This is a genomic window from Rhizobium sp. NZLR10, from assembly GCF_019685125.1.
Lineage (GTDB): Bacteria > Pseudomonadota > Alphaproteobacteria > Rhizobiales > Rhizobiaceae > Rhizobium.
Genome location: NZ_JABDWE010000028.1, coordinates 22,735 through 42,289, shown reverse-complemented (window position 1 = coordinate 42,289; position 19,555 = coordinate 22,735). Strand labels below are relative to the sequence as shown.

Annotated in this window: 21 protein-coding genes; 7 read left to right on the top strand and 14 right to left on the bottom strand. The window is 62.7% G+C overall.

The window, feature by feature from the left end; translation table 11 throughout:
* Positions 1-53: 53 nt before the first annotated feature.
* Together HJB82_RS30045 and HJB82_RS30040 are read right to left on the bottom strand one after the other, a co-directional pair.
* Positions 54-743, bottom strand: coding sequence for an orotate phosphoribosyltransferase (locus HJB82_RS30045; protein WP_221133227.1), 690 nt, complete (start codon positions 741-743; stop codon positions 54-56).
* A gap of 75 nt (positions 744-818) precedes the next feature.
* Entirely contained in the window at positions 819-1,472 is a 654-nt protein-coding gene (locus HJB82_RS30040; RefSeq protein ID WP_221133226.1) for a TetR/AcrR family transcriptional regulator, read from the bottom strand.
* A gap of 99 nt (positions 1,473-1,571) precedes the next feature.
* Here HJB82_RS30040 and HJB82_RS30035 point away from each other — a divergent pair, with 99 nt between their 5' ends.
* The 3 genes from HJB82_RS30035 to HJB82_RS30025 all read left to right on the top strand — a co-directional run bounded on the left by HJB82_RS30035 (position 1,572) and on the right by HJB82_RS30025 (position 3,610).
* The gene (locus HJB82_RS30035) at positions 1,572-2,396 is read left to right on the top strand and encodes an NmrA family NAD(P)-binding protein (protein ID WP_221142298.1); all 825 of its coding nucleotides are present in this window, start codon (positions 1,572-1,574) and stop codon (positions 2,394-2,396) included.
* 2 nt (positions 2,397-2,398) lie between these two features.
* Entirely contained in the window at positions 2,399-2,881 is a 483-nt protein-coding gene (locus tag HJB82_RS30030) for a DUF1772 domain-containing protein (RefSeq protein ID WP_221142297.1), read from the top strand.
* Between the two features lie 99 nt (positions 2,882-2,980).
* Positions 2,981-3,610, top strand: a complete 630-nt coding sequence (locus HJB82_RS30025) for a glutathione S-transferase family protein (RefSeq protein WP_207582742.1) — start codon at positions 2,981-2,983, stop codon at positions 3,608-3,610.
* A gap of 45 nt (positions 3,611-3,655) precedes the next feature.
* On the opposite strand, the gene HJB82_RS30020 is transcribed toward HJB82_RS30025, so the two are convergent.
* The 6 genes from HJB82_RS30020 to HJB82_RS29995 form a co-directional block, all read right to left on the bottom strand.
* Complete coding sequence (locus HJB82_RS30020) at positions 3,656-4,834, bottom strand: diguanylate cyclase (protein ID WP_221117773.1); 1,179 nt, start codon at positions 4,832-4,834, stop codon at positions 3,656-3,658.
* A 311-nt stretch (positions 4,835-5,145) separates the two neighbouring features.
* The gene (pyrC, locus tag HJB82_RS30015; protein ID WP_207582740.1) at positions 5,146-6,186 is read right to left on the bottom strand and encodes a dihydroorotase; all 1,041 of its coding nucleotides are present in this window, start codon (positions 6,184-6,186) and stop codon (positions 5,146-5,148) included.
* A gap of 116 nt (positions 6,187-6,302) precedes the next feature.
* Positions 6,303-6,935, bottom strand: a complete 633-nt coding sequence (locus HJB82_RS30010) for a nucleoside triphosphate hydrolase (RefSeq protein WP_207582739.1) — start codon at positions 6,933-6,935, stop codon at positions 6,303-6,305.
* The gene (locus HJB82_RS30005) at positions 6,932-7,714 is read right to left on the bottom strand and encodes an ATP-binding cassette domain-containing protein (RefSeq protein WP_207582738.1); all 783 of its coding nucleotides are present in this window, start codon (positions 7,712-7,714) and stop codon (positions 6,932-6,934) included. The genes HJB82_RS30010 and HJB82_RS30005 overlap by 4 nt, the downstream gene beginning before the upstream one ends.
* 2 nt (positions 7,715-7,716) lie before the next feature.
* The gene (locus HJB82_RS30000; RefSeq protein WP_207582737.1) at positions 7,717-8,781 is read right to left on the bottom strand and encodes an ABC transporter permease; all 1,065 of its coding nucleotides are present in this window, start codon (positions 8,779-8,781) and stop codon (positions 7,717-7,719) included.
* A gap of 155 nt (positions 8,782-8,936) precedes the next feature.
* Entirely contained in the window at positions 8,937-9,956 is a 1,020-nt protein-coding gene (locus tag HJB82_RS29995; RefSeq protein ID WP_207582736.1) for a sugar ABC transporter substrate-binding protein, read from the bottom strand.
* A 328-nt stretch (positions 9,957-10,284) separates the two neighbouring features.
* Between HJB82_RS29995 and HJB82_RS29990 the strand changes: the two genes are divergently transcribed.
* Together HJB82_RS29990 and HJB82_RS29985 are read left to right on the top strand one after the other, a co-directional pair.
* Complete coding sequence (locus HJB82_RS29990) at positions 10,285-11,532, top strand: ROK family transcriptional regulator (protein ID WP_207582735.1); 1,248 nt, start codon at positions 10,285-10,287, stop codon at positions 11,530-11,532.
* Complete coding sequence (locus HJB82_RS29985; RefSeq protein WP_207582734.1) at positions 11,516-11,986, top strand: RbsD/FucU family protein; 471 nt, start codon at positions 11,516-11,518, stop codon at positions 11,984-11,986. Before HJB82_RS29990 ends, HJB82_RS29985 begins: the two co-directional genes overlap by 17 nt.
* Positions 11,987-12,000: 14 nt before the next feature.
* On the opposite strand, the gene HJB82_RS29980 is transcribed toward HJB82_RS29985, so the two are convergent.
* The 6 genes from HJB82_RS29980 to HJB82_RS29955 form a co-directional block, all read right to left on the bottom strand.
* Positions 12,001-13,224: an FAD-dependent oxidoreductase gene (locus HJB82_RS29980; protein WP_207582733.1), complete on the bottom strand. Its 1,224-nt coding sequence runs from the start codon at positions 13,222-13,224 to the stop codon at positions 12,001-12,003.
* Position 13,225: 1 nt separating this feature from the next.
* On the bottom strand, positions 13,226-14,452 hold the full coding sequence (locus HJB82_RS29975; protein ID WP_207582732.1) for an Atu1372/SO_1960 family protein: 1,227 nt from the start codon (positions 14,450-14,452) through the stop codon (positions 13,226-13,228).
* Between the two features lie 20 nt (positions 14,453-14,472).
* Entirely contained in the window at positions 14,473-15,132 is a 660-nt protein-coding gene (locus HJB82_RS29970) for an amino acid ABC transporter permease (protein WP_221142296.1), read from the bottom strand.
* Complete coding sequence (locus HJB82_RS29965) at positions 15,129-15,788, bottom strand: amino acid ABC transporter permease (RefSeq protein WP_207582730.1); 660 nt, start codon at positions 15,786-15,788, stop codon at positions 15,129-15,131. Before HJB82_RS29965 ends, HJB82_RS29970 begins: the two co-directional genes overlap by 4 nt.
* 5 nt (positions 15,789-15,793) lie before the next feature.
* A complete protein-coding gene (locus HJB82_RS29960) occupies positions 15,794-16,546 on the bottom strand; it encodes an amino acid ABC transporter ATP-binding protein (RefSeq protein WP_207582729.1) in 753 nt (250 codons plus the stop codon).
* 80 nt (positions 16,547-16,626) lie between these two features.
* Positions 16,627-17,505 carry an ABC transporter substrate-binding protein gene (locus HJB82_RS29955; RefSeq protein ID WP_221142295.1) on the bottom strand — a complete coding sequence of 293 codons (879 nt, stop codon included), beginning with the start codon at positions 17,503-17,505 and terminating at the stop codon, positions 16,627-16,629.
* A 162-nt stretch (positions 17,506-17,667) separates the two neighbouring features.
* On the opposite strand from HJB82_RS29955, the gene HJB82_RS29950 reads away from it, so the two are divergent.
* Both HJB82_RS29950 and HJB82_RS29945 read left to right on the top strand, forming a co-directional pair.
* Complete coding sequence (locus HJB82_RS29950) at positions 17,668-18,753, top strand: GlxA family transcriptional regulator (RefSeq protein WP_207582727.1); 1,086 nt, start codon at positions 17,668-17,670, stop codon at positions 18,751-18,753.
* Between the two features lie 178 nt (positions 18,754-18,931).
* Positions 18,932-19,513, top strand: coding sequence for a TetR/AcrR family transcriptional regulator (locus HJB82_RS29945; protein ID WP_207582726.1), 582 nt, complete (start codon positions 18,932-18,934; stop codon positions 19,511-19,513).
* Positions 19,514-19,555 lie beyond the last annotated feature (42 nt).

Sequence of the window (19,555 nt, the reverse complement as noted above, 5' to 3'; positions counted from 1 at the left end):
TCCCAACAGACTTATACGTTCATCAACCGATTAAGTGAGCTTTTGTCAACTGGCTAGAGCGAAAGCTCACTTACGCCACCATTCCGTCCCGACCAGGCCAGCGGCGCATCGAGGAAGGCTTCGACCTCTTCAAGCGTCTTGTCGTCGAACAGCTTCTGCGCCTTGGCGACGGCCAGGACATGACGCCAGGTGGCGATGTGATGCAGCCGGACCTTGCCGTCGGCAAAACGCTGTTGGCCGAAGATGTCATAGAAGAACAGGGCGATGCCGTGGTCGACGACGCCGCCGGCGGCACGGACGGCATCGATGAATTTGAACATGCTGCCGCCGGCCGTCGTCAGGTCCTCGATGACCAGCACCCGCGATCCTTCCGGCATGTTGCCTTCGATCTGGGCATTGCGGCCATGGCCCTTCGGCTGCTTGCGGACATAGATCATCGGCAGGCCGAGGCGATCGGCAAGCAGGGCGGCGAAGGGAATGCCGGCGGTCTCGCCGCCGGCGATGCAATCGAACTGCTCGAAGCCGGCATCGCGCAGCAGGGTACTGGCGGCGAAATCCATCACCGTCGAGCGGATGCGCGGGAAGGAAAGCAGCTTACGGCAATCGATATAGACCGGGCTCGCCATGCCGGAGGCCAGTTTGTAGGGCTGGGCTGCATTGAAATGCACCGCCTTGATCTCCCACAGCATCTTGGCCACCAGTTCGGCCATCACGGCGCGGTCGGGAAACGTGGTCTGGATCATGCGGCTCTCCTTCGGCTCGGTTCCCTGCGGGAATAGCAGCAAGAGGCCTGAGTTTCCAGACGCTGGACGATCGTATTAGCGCAACAGACGGCCGATATCGGGTCCCTGCATCTTCTTGAACAGGGCAATCGCCTCGTCACCCTCTTCCGCATCCAGCGAAACGGCATAACGCACGGCGGCAGCAAGGAGCTGCATCGTCAGCCGGGCGATCGCCAGAAGCTCCTTTCGGTCGCGATCCGGCCACAGGCGGAGGAGCACGGCGAGAAAGGCCTGGGCGTGAAATTCCATGTCCTCGGCATCGATCTGCTGCAGCAGCTTATCGGTATGGGTTGCGTGCCAGATGTCGCGCATCACCGGCTCGCGGCGGAAGAAGGCATAATATTCGTCGACGATCGTGGCGAGCGCGGCTGTCAGCGCCACGGCGTCGGTCACTTTCGCCAGCTCCGCCTCGACGCAGCGCCTGCCCTCTTCGTTGAAGCGTTCGGCCAATGTCCGGATGATCGAACTCTTGTCGGGGAAATATTGATAGAGGGCGCCGAAGGAGAGGCCGGCCTTTTCGACGATCTCGCTCATCTTCAAGCCGTCGCTGCCATGGCTTTCGATCAGCTCGGCGGCAACGGCAAGGATCTTTTCGAAGCGTTCGCGGCCGCGCTGCTGGCTGGGGATCCGGCGCGGCTGGCCCGAATGCTGCTGCTGGCGCCTGCGCGTTGCGACCGGCTGTTGCGACATCGTCTGCTCCTCATGGTTGACAAACAAAATAAGAGAGTTTATCTCATTTTGCAAATGAGAGAGTTTCTCTTGTTTCTTAACTTTGGAAGGAGCTTCGACATGCAGAGTTCCGAAATCGTCGTCGTCGGTGGGCCGGGAAAGACCGGTGGCCGCATCATCAAGCGCCTGGAAGCGCGCGGCCTCACCGTTCGCGCGGCATCGCGCTCCAGCGCACGTCCCTTCGACTGGGAGGACAGGTCAAGCTGGCGCGGCGCGCTTCAGAGCGCATCGAGCGCCTATGTTGCCTTCCAGCCGGATCTTGCCGTCGCCTGGGCGGCAGAAGCGATCGCAACCCTCGCCGAGGTGGCCAGGGAATGCGGTCTTGAGCATATCGTGCTGCTCTCCGGCCGCGGCGAAGAGGGCGCGCAACGGAGCGAAACCGCGCTCACCGCTTCCGGCATCGGCACCACCATCCTGCGCGCCTCCTGGTTCTGCCAGAATTTCAGCGAGGGTGCCTTTGTCGAGCAGATCCTCGGCGGCCGGCTGCAATTGCCGGCGGGCGAGATCCGCGAACCCTTCATCGATGCGGACGACATCGCCGATGCCGCCGTAGCCGCCTTGACCGATCCGCGCCATCGAAACAAGATTTACGAACTGACCGGTCCCCGGGCGCTGACATTCGGTCAGGCGGTCGCCGAAATCGCCGCGGCAGCCGGACGGCCGATCGAATACCAGCAGGTGTCGATGGCAGACTTCACCGGCGGGCTTGCGGCAGCCGGCCTGCCACAGGGCCTGATCGACCTTCTGGAGGAGCTCTTCGGCCAGGTGCTCGATGGGCGCAATTCCAGCACCATGGGCGGCGTCCCTGATATTCTCGGGCGCCCCGCCACCGATTTCAGCCACTATGCCCGCCGGGCCGCGGCATCCGGAATATGGAGTGCCTGACTATGCAGATCGTCCTCATCCTTTCCCTCGTGGCGGCGGCAATCGGCAGCGGCCTCGTCGCCGGCATCTTCTTCGCCTTTTCGACCTTCATCATGACCGCTTTCTCCAGGATCCCGACGGAGCAAGGCATTGCGGCGATGAACGCCATCAATGTGACAATCGTCCGCTCGCCCTTCATGGCCCTCTTCGTGCCGACGGCGATCCTCTGCATCGTCATATCAGTGCTCGCCCTGATCGACTGGCGCGGCGGCGCATCGACGCTGATGCTGGCAGGCGCCGCCCTCTATCTCCTCGCCTCCTTCCTCTCGACCATCATCTTCAATGTGCCGATGAACGATGCGCTGGAGAAGGTGAGCGGCAGTGGGCCGCAGGCAGTCGAGCTCTGGGCCGCCTATCTCAGGGACTGGACGTGGTGGAACCATGTGCGGACCGTGGCCTCGCTGCTTGCTTCGGTCGCCTTCATCAGGGCGCTGATGATCGTCTGAATGATTGCTTCCTGGCTAACCGACATGCCCCTTCAGGAATCGGGTGGTTGGTTTCGAGGCGGCGTGCGAACGTGAGCCAATCGTCGCGAAAGGACCGCCATGTTTACGCTTCACGATTATCTGCCGTCGCAAAATGGCTGGAAGGTCCGGGTTTTGCTCGGCCTGCTCGACATGCCTTATATCAGTCGCGAAGTATCGATCTTCGAGGGCGAGTGCCGCACCGAGGCTTTCCTGAAACTCAACCCGGTGGGCGCCGTCCCTGTTCTCGAACTCGACAATGGGCGTGCGATCGCCGAATCGAACGCAATCCTCACTTTTCTCGCCGAGGGGACGCGCTTCCTGCCGTCAGACCGGTACCGGCGCGCCAAGGTCATGCAGTGGCTGTTCTTCGAGCAATATCATGTCGAGCCGGTCATCGGTTCGCTGCGCTTCTGGACGTTGACGGGGCGGCTGGAGCGTAACCAGAGCATGATTGCGGGCAAGCGCGACGCGGCAAACCGGGCGCTCGCTGCACTCGAACGGGACCTCACCGACAGCCCGTTTGTTGTCGGCGAGGAGTTGTCGATCGCCGACATTGCGGTTTATGCCTATAGCCACCGGGCCGAGGATTGCGGCTTTTCGCTCGCAGTTTATCCCGCCTTCGCCGCCTGGTGTGGCCGCGTCCGCGATGCCATCGGTCCCGATTATCCAGTCCATCTCTATAGTATGGATCCGCATTCCGCTGGCTAACGACCGTATGCCACCGGAAGACGTCATCAGAGGATCCGCCCGGAATCAAGACGCGGTGCGCGATACCTCGACGGGAACCGCCTGCAGGTGGCCGGCTAGTTCCACCCGGTTGCGGCCGCCCCGTTTGGCGGCGTAGAGCGCCTTGTCGGCGGCGTTCAGCATGGCGTCGAAATCCAGCGGCTTCGAGCGGCCGGGCGCAACGCCGACGCTGACCGTGCATTTCAGCACCTCGTCGTCGATGTAAATCTCGCGCACCTCGAAGGCCCTGCGGATGCGCTCGGCCGCCAGTTCCGCCCGGCCGGGCATGATCTCCTTCAACACCAGCGCGAACTCCTCACCACCCAACCGTGCGGCGATGTCGCCGGGGCGGCAATGGGCGGCGAGTTCGCCGGCGAAGACCTTGAGCACGCGATCGCCGCTCGCATGGCCGAAGCGGTCGTTGACGGATTTGAAGTGGTCGATATCGAAGACGATGACGGCCGTGGTCGAGCCCATCGGACGCGTACCGTATTGATCGAACAGGGCGCGGCGGTTGAGCAGCCCGGTCAGCGGATCGGTGATCGCCTCGAGACGGTGGCGCGCGGCAAGCCGCCACTGATGCAGCGCCAGCGACAGCGCACCGATCCCGGTCATGCCGGCGATGCAGACGGCAAGGCTCAGATCCTCGGCCCAGTTGCTGGGCGCGCTTCCGAGCACCAGCTTGCCATCGGCGATCAGCACGGCGGCGCAGAGCACGAAGGAGATCCCCGTCAGCGTATAGAGCGCGGTGATGCCGAGGATCGGCGCGGGCGCTTCGGCGCGGGCGAGCCAATATTGCCGGGCGGTGGCAAAGAGCAGCAAAGCAATGGCAAGATTGTCTGATATGAAGGCCAGGCCGTCATAACCTGCCAGCATCGGCACGACGGAGAAAGCCATCGCCGTCAGCGCACGGGCAGAGATGCCGAGCAAAGCGAGCCGGCCGGTGAGAAACTGTCTGCCGGCACCCCATATGGTGGCGAAACCGGCATGAAACAGCACGAAATTGGCCACACCCAGCCATGTCTCCGGCCTGTTCACATAGGCGCCGTAGATGAAAATGCCGGCAATGACGAGGACCAGGCCGATGCTGGCGGTGAGCAGCACGGTTTCGGCCCGACGCACCAGCCAGCTGCCCATCAAGGTCACGGCAAGGCATGCGGTGGAGACGCCGAGCGCCAGCAAAAGGGAGTTATAGTCAAGCATCATGCTTTTTCAGTCTCCGCGACTGCAGCCACGCCGATAATCTTGGCAAGCTATGCGATCGGCGGTGAGGAATGTCTTATGCATTCCGTTAAAAAATGATGCACCGCACATAGAAATGTTAGAGCGGTAACTTCGCGGCGAAGCTCGCGCTTGAGGCGCCCCTCATCCGGCTGCCGCCACCTTCTCCCCGTAAACGGGGCGAAGGGGAAATGCCGCGACCTCTCCGTCCCTCGCCGACGTCTCGCAGGGCACGTCCCCTCGCCCCGTTTTTACTGGGAGAGGGTGAGGGTGAGGGTGAGGGACAAACGTGGCGCTTATGCCACCACCTGCCAATGCAGCGGGAACATCGGATCAAACACCGTCACCGGGCCGGCGCCGGTTTCGATCCTGGCGGGGAAGACGACCGGCTCGGCCTGCTTTGCCAGGGTGATGCGATCCTCGTTCGGCTGAAGCCCGTACCAGGCCGGGCCGTTCAGCGAGACGAAGGCTTCGAGATTTTCCAGCGCGGCCTCCTGTTCGAAAACATGGGCAAGGCAGCTCATCGTATTGACCGAGGTGTAGATGCCGGCGCAGCCGCAGGCGCATTCCTTCAGCGGGTCGACATGCGGGGCGGAATCGGTGCCGAGGAAGAAGCGCGGATCGCCGCCGGTGGCGGCGGCGCGCAAGGCCAGCCGGTGGTTCTCGCGCTTGGCGACCGGCAGGCAATAATAATGCGGGCGGATGCCGCCGACCAGGATGGCGTTGCGGTTGATGATCAAATGGTGAGTGGTGATCGAGCCGGCGAGATTGGCCTTGGCCGCCTTGATGTAATCGATACCATCAGATGTCGTCACATGCTCCATCGTCACCTTCAGCTCAGGCAGGCGTCGGCGCAGCGGATCGAGCACGGTGTCGATGAAGACAGCCTCGCGGTCGAAGATATCGACCTCAGGTGTCGTCACCTCGCCATGGACGCAGAGCGGCAGGCCGATCTTTGCCATGCGCTCCAGCACCGGCATCGCCTTTTCCATGTCGCGCACGCCGCCATGCGAATTGGTGGTGGCGCCGGCCGGATAGAGCTTGACGGCGGTGATCAGGCCGCTTTTTGCGCCCGCCTCGACATCGTCGGGGCTGGTATGCTCGGTGAGATAAAGCGTCATCAGCGGCTGGAAACGATGGCCGGCCGGCAGCGCTTTAAGGATACGTTGGCGGTAGGCGATGGCGTCTGATGTGGTGACCACCGGCGGCACCAGGTTGGGCATGATGATGGCGCGGGCGAAGGTGCGGCTCGTATCGGCAATCACGCCTTCCAGCATGGCGCCGTCGCGCAGATGCAGGTGCCAGTCGTCAGGGCGGCGGATGGTGATCGATTGCATGGCAGGCCTCCGAAGCGATGCGTCTGCGGCTTCGAATAACACTAAAGCGCGGCGCATTGAAATCGATTCATGCGCCGCGCTTCAGCTCGTTGTTCATGCATGTCGTCGTCGCGGCATCACGCCAGCGCGATCTCCAGCGTCACATCGGCCGGACGGCGGTTTTCGAGGATCAGCCGGCCGTTCGGCAGGTCGTTGCCATAGACCTTGGCGCTGGCGGCGTCCTCGGTGAGATTATAACCGCGCCAGCGCGCCCAGAGCCGCTCCTCGAGCACCTCGATCGGCGGGGCCAGCATAATCGTGTAATCGAAGATGCCGTCGAGTTCTGCCCATTTACCTTGCGTGAAGAGCAGATAGTTGCCCTCGACGATGATGAAACGGTCCTTGGGATCGATCGGCCGGGCGGAAGCAATCGCGAGTTCGCGCGAGCGGTCGAAGACCGGCACCAGAACCTCCTGGTCGGCTGGCCTGACGGCACGGACGATGTCGAGGAAACCGCGGACATCGAAGGTCTCGGGGATGCCCTTGCGGGCCAAAAGGCCGCGTTCGATCAGGATGGCATTGTCCATGTGGAAGCCGTCCATCGGCAGGACTGCGGCGCTTTCGCCTTTGGCGTTCAGCGCCGCCGCCAGATTGTCGGCCATAGTCGACTTGCCCGACCCTGGCGGGCCGGCAATGCCGATGAGGAAGCGCGTGCTATCGCCGGCGCGGCTGAGGACCTCGCCGGCGATTTCCTCGGTGCTGACCGTCATGCCGCGACCGGCTCCGTCGGCACCGCCTTGGCGCCGGTCATGAAGGCGACGGCGTCGGACATGGTGTATTCCTTGGGATCGATCACCGTCAGGCGCCGGCCGAGGCGGTGGATATGGATCCGGTCGGCGACCTCGAAGACATGCGGCATGTTGTGGGAGATCAGCACGATCGGAATGCCGCGGGCGCGAACGTCGAGGATCAATTCCAGCACGCGGCGGCTTTCCTTGACCCCGAGGGCGGCCGTCGGTTCGTCCATGATGATGACCTTGGAGCCGAAGGCGGCGGCGCGGGCGACGGCGACACCCTGGCGCTGGCCGCCGGAGAGCGTTTCCACCGCCTGGTTGATGTTCTGGATGGTCATCAGGCCGAGTTCGGAGAGCTTGTTGCGCGCCAGCTTTTCCATCGCCGGCCGGTCGAGCATGCGAAGCATCGAGCCGAGCACGCCGGGCTTGCGGATCTCGCGGCCGAGGAACATGTTGTCGGCGATCGACAGCGCCGGCGACAAAGCCAGGTTCTGATAGACGGTCTCGATGCCAGCATCGCGCGCTTCCATCGGCGAGCGGAACTGCACCTGCCGGCCTTCGAGGGTGATCACCCCCTCGTCCGGGGTGGCGGCGCCCGATATCGCCTTGATCAGCGAGGATTTGCCGGCGCCGTTATCGCCGATGACGGCGAGGATTTCGCCGGGGTAAAGGTCGAAATCGGCATTGTCGAGCGCGGTCACGCGGCCGTAGCGCTTGACGAGACCGCGCGCGGTGAGAAGGGGTTCGCGAGCCATGATTACACCGAAACCTTTCTGATCCACTGGTCGATGGCGACGGCGGCAATGATCAGCACGCCGGTCAAAAGGACTTTCCATTGCGGGTCGGCGCCGAGCATGTTGAGGCCCATCGAGACGACGCCGACGATCATCGCACCGAACAGCGTGCCGAGAATGGAGCCGCGGCCGCCGAACAGCGAGATGCCGCCGATCACCGTCGCGGTGATCGCCTGCAGGTTAAAATCGGTCACCGCCGAGGATGGCGAGATCGAGCCGTTGCGGCCGATCGAGACCCAGGCGGCGAAGGCGGCGATGACGCCCGATATGGTATAGACGGTGAGCAGCACCTTCTTGGTCTGGATGCCGGAGAGCTTGGCCGCCTCCGGATCGTCGCCGACTGCATAGACATGCCGGCCCCAAGCGGTGTGATTGAGCACATACCAGAGCAAGAGGACGAGCAGCACCATGGCGATGACGCCGAGTGTGAGCACGGCGGTGCCGGCTTTGAAGCTCATGGCGAAAAGATGCAGCAGCGGCGCCTGTTCATCGACGTCGGTGTCGCGGATCGTCTCGTTGGCGGAATAGATGAAATTCGTCGCCATGACGATATTCCAGGTGCCGAGCGTTACGATGAACGGCGGCAGTTTCATGTAGGCGACGAGAAAGCCGTTCAGCAATCCGCAAAGGCCGCCGACGAGGAGGCCGGCTGCGACCGCGATCGGCGTCGGTATGCCGTAGGCGATGGCGACATTGCCCATGATAACCGCCGAGATCACCATGATGACGCCGATCGAAAGATCGATGCCGGCAGTCAGGATGACCAGCGTCTGGGCGGCGCCGAGAATACCGACGATGGCGATCTGCTGCAGGATCAGCGTCAGCGTGTAGGACGAGAAGAACCGTCCGCCGATGGCGATCCCGAAGATGATGATCGCCAGCACCAGCACGATCAGCGGCACGGCGGCCGGCGTCGAGTGCAGAAAATGCTGGGCACGCTTGATCAGCGAGACATCCTGATGCTCGAAGGAGGCGACGCTCTTGTCGCTGCCGTCGAGGACACGTTCGAATTCCTGTGTTCCGGTCATGGTTCCTCCTCCGCATCCGCGCGCCGAATTCGCACGGGGGCCGTCACCGATATCCTTCCGGTCTTTGCTTAGCCGGTTCGTGAGGCGACGGTACATCGTCCGTCGAAAACGGCCGGGGATCAAGCCCCGGCCGTTCTGCTTTCAAGAGATTTGGCTCAGCCCCAGCACTTGTCCGTGCCTACTTTGGTGTCGATCGACTTGACGCCGGAGACCGGCTTGTCGGTGACGAGCGAAACGCCGGTGTCGAAGAAGGATTTGCCTTCGGTCGGCTTCGGCTTTTCACCGCTGTCGGCGAACTTCTTGATCGCCTCGACGCCAAGGGCTGCCATCATCAGCGGATATTGCTGCGAGGTGGCGCCGATGACGCCTTCCTTGACCGACTTGACGCCTGGGCAACCGCCGTCAACTGAGACGATCAGCACGTTCTTTTCCATGCCGACGGCCTTCAGCGCCTGGTAGGCGCCGACAGCAGCCGGCTCGTTGATCGTGTGGATGACGTTGATGCTCGGATCCTTCTGCAGAAGGTTTTCCATGGCCTTGCGGCCGCCTTCTTCATTGCCGTTGGTCACGTCATGACCGACGATGCGCTTGTCGTCTTCGTCGCCGATCTTGTTCGGGTCCTTCGGATCGATGCCGAAGCCCATCATGAAGCCCTGGTCGCGCAGAACGTCGACCGTCGGCTGCGACGGGGTCAGGTCGAGGAAGCCGACCTTGGCGTCCTTGGCCTTGTCGCCCATGGTTTCCTTGGCCCACTGGCCGATCAGCTTGCCGGCGAGCAGGTTGTCGGTGGCGAAGGTGGCGTCGGCGGCATCGGCCGGCTCGAGCGGCGTGTCGAGAGCGATGACCAGCAGGCCGGCTTCACGCGCCTTCTTGACCGAAGAGACGATGCCCTTGGTGTCGGAAGCGGCAATCAGGATGCCCTTGGCGCCGTCGGCGATGCAGCTTTCGATCGCTGCCACCTGGCTTTCGCTGTCACCATCGATCTTGCCGGCATAGGACTTCAGCGAAACGCCGAGTTCCTTGGCCTTGGCCGTAGCACCTTCCTTCATCTTGACGAAGAAGGGGTTGGTGTCGGTCTTGGTGATCAGGCAGGCGGCAACGTCCGCCGCCATGACAGGAGCGGAAAAGGTGACACCAAGCGCGAGCGCGCCGAAAGCGAGAACAGATTTCTTCATGGAACTCCTCCCAGAGTTTGCCGGCGCCGCCCCTGCGGGCCGGAATTTTACGATATGACACTTTGCCGTGGATTGTTAAGCTTCCAAAGCCGTCCCGTGCCCTTGACGACGGCAATTAAAAGCGAAAAGAAATTGGCTTGTCAATAAATAAATCCAATTGAATTATTAATTCGATATGGCATGCTCCGTGGAAATCAGGCATACAGCGCCGCGCGTCTTCGACGCGCAAAGGACGCTGTAGCACTTTGAAGTGCTGCATAATTTTGTCCTTAAATCGATCCCGACTTAAGGAATTATGCAGTAGGGCCAACGATCGGGAGGAGCGGTCATGTCGTCCTTGGATGGACCGGAACACACACCGGTCCCGCCACCTATTCTGAATCCGGCCGGCGGTGCGAACCAGGTCAGGGTACGGGCCTATAATGAACGGCTCGTGCTGTCGCTGGTGCGTCTTTACGGCGCGCTGTCGAAGGCCGATATCGCGCGCCGCAGCGGGCTGTCGGCGCAGACCGTCTCCGTCATCATGCGGGTCCTGGAAAAGGAAGGGCTGCTGTCGCGCGGGGCGCCGGTGCGCGGCCGGGTCGGCCAGCCGTCGATCCCGATGCATCTCAATGCCGACGCCGTCTATTCCTTCGGCCTGAAGATGGGCCGGCGCAGCGCCGATCTGGTGCTGATGGATTTCGTCGGCCGCATCCGCATGCAGCTGCACCGGACCTATGCCTACCCGCTGCCGGATGAAATCCTCGCCTTCGTCACCTCGGGCATCCAGGAGCTCGAAGACCGGCTCGACGAAAAACAGCGCGGCCGCATTGCCGGCCTCGGCATCGCCGCACCCTTCGAGCTCTGGAATTGGGCCGAAGAGGTCGGCGCGCCGGCCGGCGCCATGGAGGTCTGGCGCGAGGTCGACCTGCAGGCCGACATCGCCGCGCGCGTCTCTCATCCGGTCTTCATGCAGAACGATGCGACCAGCGCCTGCGGCGCCGAACTGGTCTTCGGCGTCGGGCCGTCCTATCCGGATTTCGTCTATTTCTTCATCGGCTCCTTCATCGGCGGCGGCATCGTCTTGAATTCGGCGATCTTTTCCGGCCGCACCGGGACGGCAGGCGCAATCGGGCCACTGCCGGTGCGCGGCAAGAACGGCGAGACGATGCAGCTGCTCGAAATCGCCTCGATCTTCGTGCTCGAAAACATGCTGCGCGAGCGCGGCATCGATCCCGAGCCGCTGTGGTATTCGGCCGACGACTGGGTGGATTTCGGCGAGCCGATGGAAGCCTGGATCCAGGATAGCGCCAAGGCGCTGGCGCAGGCGATCGTCGCGGCCGCCTCGATCGTCGATTTCAGCGCGGCTGTGATCGACGGCGGTTTTCCCCATTGGGTGCGCAGCCGCGTGGTGCAGGCGACGATCGACGAAGCCGCCAAGCTCGACCTGCAGGGCGTCGTCATGCCCGAAATCCTCGAGGGCGCGGTCGGCGCCCAGGCGCGCGCCATCGGCGGCGCCAGCCTGCCGATCTTTGCGCGTTACCTCACCGACCAGAACGTACTTTTCAAGGAGGTAGACCATGCTGAAAGGACTTGATCCGCTGTTGAGCCCGGAGCTGCTTTTTACGCTTCGGGCCATGGGTCACGGCGACGAGATCGCCATCGTCGACGGTAATTACCCAGGCGTCGAACATGCGCGCCGGCTGATCCGGCTCGACGGCCACCATCTCGTGCCCGTTCTCAACGCCGTGCTCAGCGTGCTGCCGATCGATGATTTTGTGCCCGAGGCAATCTTCCGCTCGACCGTCAAGACCGAGCGCGACAAGCTCGATCCGGTGCATGAGGAGATGATCGACTGCTGCGCCCACCACGAGCCGCACCGCCAGGTGATGCCGCTGATCGGCCCGGATTTCTACGTCCGGGTGAAGGCCGCCCATGCGGTGATCCAGACAAGCGAGCCCAGGCTCTATGCCAACATCATCCTGCGCAAGGGGGTGATCTATCCGAAGGAGCCGGGCGCGCAGGCGGCGGTAGATCCGTTCGTTTATTAGCTATGGTCTAGCCGTCATCTCGTCTGCATACCGATCAGGTCCACCATTTTTCGGGCCGAGCCCAATGCTAAGGTCCAGCCGAGCATCCCGTGGCCGGTGTTGATGTAAACACCTTTCAGACGCTCGGAGGGCCCGATGATCGGGCGGGATGACGGGGTCATCGGCCGCTCGCCTGACCAGCGCATCAGAACGACGCCGCTATTGAAGAGATCCGGCAGGACACCGGCCGCTGCGCTACGCAGCGCTTCGAAACGCGCTGGGTCGAAGCCCGCGCCTGGGCGGTCGATATCGGCAAGACCGGCGACGCGGAAACGATCCCCGATCGATGCGAAAGCCAGCTTGCGTTTGACGTCGGTGAGGCTGATGGCGGGTGCGGCGCCGGTCCGCGGCACGGTCAGCGAATAGCCTCTCACCGGACGCACCGGGCGGACCTCCGGCAGCTCTGTGGCAAGCAAACGGACCTGAGCCCCCGCAGCGACGACGGCGGCATCGACCGTGAGTTCCTCCCGGTCGTCGAACCTCACGGCTGCAAGTCTGTCCGCCTCGCGCGAGAAACCCGCCACTTTCCGGCCGAAGAGGAGCGAAACCCGGTAATGCTGTGCAATATGGTGTGTCAGCTGACGGCAAAAGCCGGCTGCATCGCCGAGCGCATCACCCGGCGTGTAGACCGCACCGGCGATTTCGCCTTGGTAGCCGGCAAGGGCAGGCTCGATTTCCCGGGCTTCTGCGCGCGACAGCATGTGCTGCTCGAATCCGAGTGCATTCTTGCGCGAGACGGCCGATCGGGCCGCGGCAAAGCTGCGCTGATCCGGATAGAGATGCAGCTTTCCCGCAAGCCGGTAGTCGAAGGAAAGACCGGTTTCCGCCAGCAGGAATGCGAGCTCGCGGCGGGACTCTCCGGCGAGTTCCAGAATGGCCTGCGTATTGCTCCACCATCGCGGAAATGGTGCGTTGGCGAGGAAGCGCAGCCCCCAGAGAAGAAAATCCGGGTCCAGCTGCCAGCGAATCCGGAACGCGGGATCGCGGCCGAGGGCGATGGCCGGCAGATGCCTGAGCAGTCCGGGAGATGCCATCGCATCGCCATAGGCCCAGGAGAGCTGCGCGGCGTTGCCGGCGCTGGCGCCGCTGCCGGGTTCGGCTGCTGCATCGATAAGCGTCACATCGTGCCCTGCCTTGGCCAAAAGGTAGGCGGAGGAAACGCCGATGACGCCTGCGCCGATGACCGCGATGCGCGCCATGTCACACCTCGTTTCCCACAAGCGCGGTCAGCTCGATTTCGACCGGAACGCCCCGCGGAAGAGATGACACGCCGATCGCAATGCGGGCATGCTCCCACCGATCCGGAAAGAGATCGCGCAGCAGCTCGGACGCGCCGTCGACGACCGCGCCGTGGCGGGTAAAATCGTCAGTCGCGGCAACATAGCCCGCAAGCCGCACGAAGCCGCGCACCTTGTCGAACCCACCGCTGGCGCGCTCAAGCTGAGCAAGCACGTTGAGAAGGCAGATCCGCGCGCATTCGCGGCCCTCCTCGATCGAGACATCCGTCCCGAGCCGACCGGTCCGCCGAACGGCTCCATCGGTCACCGGCACCTGACCGGACACGGTGACGATATTGCCGGTTCGAACAGCGCCGGCGAAAGCCCCGGGCGGCATTGCGGCTTCCGGCAAGGCCAGGCCGAAGGCGGCAAGGCGCCTGCGCACAGCATCGCTTCCGCTCATGCCGGGCTCCGCCCTTCTCCTTTCCCCGGCTTCGGCACTGCGCGCGACGAAAGCCTTGAGGATTTCCAGATCGAGGACCGTCAGGCGGTATTCCGGATGCCACTGGACACCCAGGCAAAATGCCTCCGTCTCGCCCTCGAATGCCTCGATGATCCCATCGGGTGCCCGCGCGATGACGCGAAAGCGCCCGTGACCGGACAGCGCATGGCGATGCAGGCTGTTGACCCGGGTCGGTCCTGTCCCGACCCAGCCGGCAAGCAGGCTGTCCGGCTCGACGATGATCTCGTGCGCCAGTTCATCGGGCAGGTCCTGCGGGATGTGCGAAATGCCGGCGGCCGGAAGCTCGCTCAGGAACTCTCCGCCAAGGCACTCGCCGATCAACTGCATGCCATGGCAGATACCGAGGAGCGGTTTGCCTGTCGTCAGGGCCTTGGCCACCAGCTGACGCTCGAAGTCGCGGCGCCGATCAGCCACTTCAGCACCCGGACGGGAGCCGGTCAGAACGACACCATCGGCGAGCGCCAGCGCCGCATCGATGTTTTCGGCGTCATAGGGCAGGATCATCGGGACCCCGCCGGCGCTGGTGATTGCCTCGGCATAGTTCGACCGCACCACATATTCGCACTCGGTCGGCTTTTGCGGCGTCTCGCCGAGATCGGGCGTTATAAGAATGAGGGGGCGGGCCTTGCGTGCCGGCGCGGCGGAACGAAACGCGGTGACCGCGGCAACGGTCATATCGGTGGTCATGATCTGAGCCTTGTGATGAATTAGCGGGTGGGCACGGCAAGCCGGCGGGAGAAGACCGAAAACGGCCAGGCGATCGCGAAGTAGCAGAGGCCAACCGCCACATAGATCTGCAGCGGCAGAAAATACTCGGTCGCCATCGCCCGGCCGGTCAGAACCAGCTCGTTGACGGTGATCAGCGATGCGAGCGAGGAATCCTTGAGAAGCGCGACGAAGGTGACGATCATCGGGGCCAGGATGACGCGGACGACCTGGGGGAGGATGATCAGCCGGAAGCTCTGAACCGGCGTGAGACCGACGGCCAGGGCCGCCTCGCTCTGCCCCGCCGGGATCGCCTTCAGTCCGGCCCGGAAGAGTTCGGCGATCTGAGCCGCAAAACACAACGCCAAACCTGCGATCGCCGCGCCGAAGGCATCGAAGACGATCCCAATGCCCGGCAGGCCGAAGTAAAGCAGAAACAGCACCGCGAGCAGCGGCACGCCGCGCGCGACCGTCACATAAAGTGCCGCGAAATGCCGTAGCGCCGCGAAACTTGATCTCTGGCACAGCGAAAGCAGCAAACCGAGCACGAGCGCCAGAGCAAAGGCGCACACGGAAAGCACTGCCGTATTCATCATTGCCCGCAACAACAAGGGCAGCCATTCGCCACCATAGTCGCTGTAGGGTGCGAAGAACCCGCTCATCCTTTCAGTCTCCCGTAACGTCTTTCAAGGAATCGCGTCGCCTGCATCAATGGCAGGCTCAGCAACAGATAGAGTGCCGCCGCCGTCGCGTAGATCATCGTTGTCTGGAAGGACGACGTGACCATGGAGCGGGCGAAGAACATGATTTCAGGCGCCGCGATGGCCGAGACGACGGAGGTGTCCTTGAGGAGCTGCACCGCGTAATTCCCGAGCGCCGGCAGGGCGATCCGCATGGCCTGCGGCGTCAGAATTTCGAAAATCGTCTGGAGCGGTGTCAACCCTGCAGCAAGCGACGCCTCCGCCTGCCCTTTTGGCAAAGCGGCGAAACCGGCGCGGAAGATCGCTGAGGTAGTGGCTGCGCCGATAAGCCCGAGGCCCAGAATGGCGGCGGCAATCGACGTCAGCCTCACGCCAATGCTGGCAAGCCCGAAGTAGAGGATGAACAGATGCGTCAGGGCCGGTACGTTGCAGAGGATTTCGCAATAGGCGTCGATCGCCATATTGACGAACCTGATCGCTGTGAATTGCCTGACGAGGGCGAGAAGGAAGCCGATGCCGGTTGCAAAAGCCAGCGAGGCCACCGTAACCAAGACCGTTACCTCAAGCCCGGCGGCGAGCCCCTGGACGACGGAGAAGAATAGCGAGAATCCGCTCATGGCGCCTAGTGCCGGATCTTGTTGAGAAACGCTTGCGTGCGTGCCTCGCGCGGAGCGGTAATGACCTGGCGCGCCGGTCCGGCTTCGACGATCTTTCCGCCGTCGAGGAACAGCACCCGGTCGGCGATGTCGCGGGCAAAGGCAATCTCGTGCGTGACGATCAGCATCGTGCGTCCTTCGGCCGCGAGCTCTTCCATCACTTTCAGAACTTCATGGACCAGTTCGGGATCAAGGGCTGAGGTCGGTTCGTCGAAAAGCATGAGCTTCGGCTTCTGGGCGAGCGCCCGCGCGATGGCCACACGCTGCTGCTGCCCGCCGGACAGCTCCAGCGGTGAAGCATCGGCGCGGTGCGTCATGTGCACTTTCGCCAACATCTCCAAGGCCAATTCGCGCGCCTCGACGGCAGTCAGGCCGCGGACCTTGCGCGCCGCGATCGCAACGTTTTCCGTCACCGAGAGATGCGGCCAGAGATTGAAGAGCTGGAAGACCATGCCCATCTCGGCGCGCTGTGGCGCAAGCTGCCGGTCTCTCATCACCTGGCCGTTGCGAACGCCGATCCGCTCGCCATCGAGGCTGATCTCACCAGCACTCGGTTTCTCCAGAAAATTCACGCAGCGCAGACAGGTAGATTTCCCGGAGCCCGAGGGGCCGATCAGGGCAATCTTCTCACCGGCTGCGACGGTAAAATCGATTCCCCTCAGGACTTCGACAGGGCCATAACTCTTGCGCAGGCCCGCAACGCTCAAAAGCGCATTCATCGCCGTTTCCTTATGCTGTTGTGTCTTGGCGAAGAGGACGGATGAAAGCCGCTTGCCGCAGCCTTCATCCGTCAGCCCGGTCAGCCGCCGGCTGCGCAGGACGGAAGCTTGTAATCGCCGGGGCGGTCGACGCCGGCACGGAAGTTTGCACCCACCGGCTTAAACCAGACATCGGCGGACAATCCGTAGCGTGCGCCGATGTCCTTCATCTCACAGCTCTTCCACATATCGGCGATGATCGCGTCCATCTTCTGGCGCAGATCGTCGTTCTTCTGGTTGAGACCGTAGACGACCTGACCGAGCCCGGTAAGCAGCGGGAAATCCGCGCTGTTGTCTGTGAAGGCGAGGAAGTGCATGTTCCAATCCGGGTTCTGCTTGATGGCGTAGGAAACCACCGGCGGGTCGCCGATGACGGCATCGATACGCCCGGCAATAAGATCGCGCACGGCGGCGTCGGAGGTGTCGTAGAGTGAGAGCTCAAGGCCCTTGATCGTCTTCAGTTCCGGGACAAAGGAGAAGCCGGTGATCGTGCCGACCTTCTTGCCTTCCAGGTCGGAAAGCTTGTCCCAGTTCGTCTTGTTCGATTGCATGATGCCGTTCTTGAAATAATGGATCGGCTCAGACAACGTCATGATCTTCGTACGCTTCTCGGTCCAGCCCATCGTGCCGAGCATCACGTCGACGCGACCGGACTGAACGGAGGCGATCGTACCCGACCATTCCATGAGGGCCGGTTGTATCTTGAGGCCGAGCTTGTCGGCGATGCGCTGCATAATCTCGCCGTCATAACCGATCAGCTTGCCGTCCTGCCAGCCGGAGCCCGGCATGTCGCCGGTAAATGCGACCGTCAGCTTGCCCTGCTCGGCAAGTTCGAATGCGTTTGCGAGCGGTGCCGATGCCATGAAGCTGCCTGCCAGCAGCGCGCACATCACCACCCTTCTCGAAAGAGAAAGTGCCATTGTTCTGATCCTTGATTTGTTTTTAGTTCCCCGGTCCGTGGGTCTTGTCCCCGGATGTCGAGTTCGACGAGAGAGAGCTTGCCACCGAAAGGCGGCGTTGAATTTTAGAAATCGGACATTTTCTTTGAAATAGCGACACGGCTGATCTAAGGTCGGCCGGGCATGGACGCAGACGCCACCCTTTCAGATGCACGTGCCAGCGAGCCGGACTATGTCCGCTGGCTCGATGGTTTGTGGGCCGAACGGCTTTTGGCCGCCCGAGACCGCAAGGCCGATCTCTCCATCGGCATTCTGCTCTGGCCGAGCTTCCCGATGATGTCGCTGACCGGGATCGTCGAGCCCTTGCGGCATGCCGCCGATTTCGCCGACAACTCCCGGCCCCTGCATTGCCGCTGGTCGATCATGGGAGCGCCGGGCCACGCCGCGGTGGCGAGTTGCGGCATCCGCGTGCAGCCCGATGCGCCCTATATCAACCCGACGGACTTCGACTATATCGCCGTCATCGGCGGACTCCTGCCGCATCTACGCGCAGCACCCAGCAAGCACCGCGACTACCTGCGGGTCGCCGCATCCGCCGGCGTCCCGGTGATCGGCGTCTGCACCGGCGTCTTCGTACTCGCCCAAGAAGGTCTGCTGACCGGCCGTAAAGCCTCCGTTCATCCCTTCCATGCCGAGGATTTCAAGATCGCATTTCCGCGCCAGGCATTCTCGACGCGCGACGACTTCCTGATCGAGAACGGCCGCATCACCGTTCCCGGCGGCGTCTCGATCCTGTCACTGATGACAGAACTCATTGGCACCCATTGCGGGCCTGACCGGGCGGCCAAGGCAGTTCACCAGCTGTCGCTGACCGAGCACAAGGGCTTGAGCGCTTTCGACCACGGTCGGGTTTCCAGCTTTCGTCATGTCGAGGATTCCCGAATTCAGCGCGCGGTCGTTTTGATCGAGAGTCGCAAGGGCCGTGACGTATCACCCGAGCAGGCAGCCAGCATGATCGGCCTGTCGCCGCGTCAGTTCGGGCGCCTGTTCCAGCAAGGCATCGGCATGACGCCGAAGCGGTTCATCATCGAGACCCGCCTGCGTTACGCCCGCTTTCTGGTGGAAAACAGCACGCTCTCGATGACGCAGATCGCCTTCGAGACCGGCTTTTCCGATGCGGCACATTTCGCAACCGCTTTCCGCCAGAAATTCAACCAGTCGCCGCGGCAATTGAGGACGACGCGCGTCTCGGTCGGGGTCAGATCGTAGAGCGTGATCGGCACGTCTTCTGGCGGCGGCGAAACGGGCCGGTGCGATGAGATGCGTGTCTGCGATGAGGTACGAGCCTGTGCCGGCCGCAATTATCAATGATATACATCATCAATAAGTCAAGTTATAATGATATATGACATCATAATTCGGGCATGGCGGTCGAAAGGACTGTAAAGTGCGGATCACCAAGGAAAAGAAGCAGCAAAATTACGAACGGATTATCGCCACCGCGTCGGAGCTGTTTCGCGAGCGCGGGTTCGATGGCGTGGGGGTGGCGGAGTTGATGGAGCGTGCGGGGCTCACCCATGGCGGCTTCTACAATCACTTCCGCTCCAAGGAGGACTTGATCGCGGAGTCGACCGAGAATGGTTTGAGCGAGACCTTGAAGCGCTATGCCGGTCATGACGTGCTCGCCGTCATGGAACTTTATCTCGCGCGTGAACACCGGGATGGGCGCGGCCAGGGGTGCACGGCCGCGGCGCTGAGCTGCGATGCGGCTCGGCAACCTGAAGAAACGAAGGCCGTCTTTGCTGCAGGAATAGATAACCTCGTGCGCGCGATCGAGGACGGCATTGCACGACATCACGCTTCCGGCGCCGGGGACCGGGCGCAAGCCATCACCATCCTCGCTCAGGCCGTCGGAGCAATCGTGCTGTCGAGGGCCTGCCCGGACGATTCCCCGCTGGCGGACGAACTACTCGACGCCTGCCGAGCGGATTGCCGCGACGCCATCGAAAATCGGATGCGGGAACGTTAGAACAGGATGATTTTAGGCCGGATCGGCCTAAAATCTGAATCC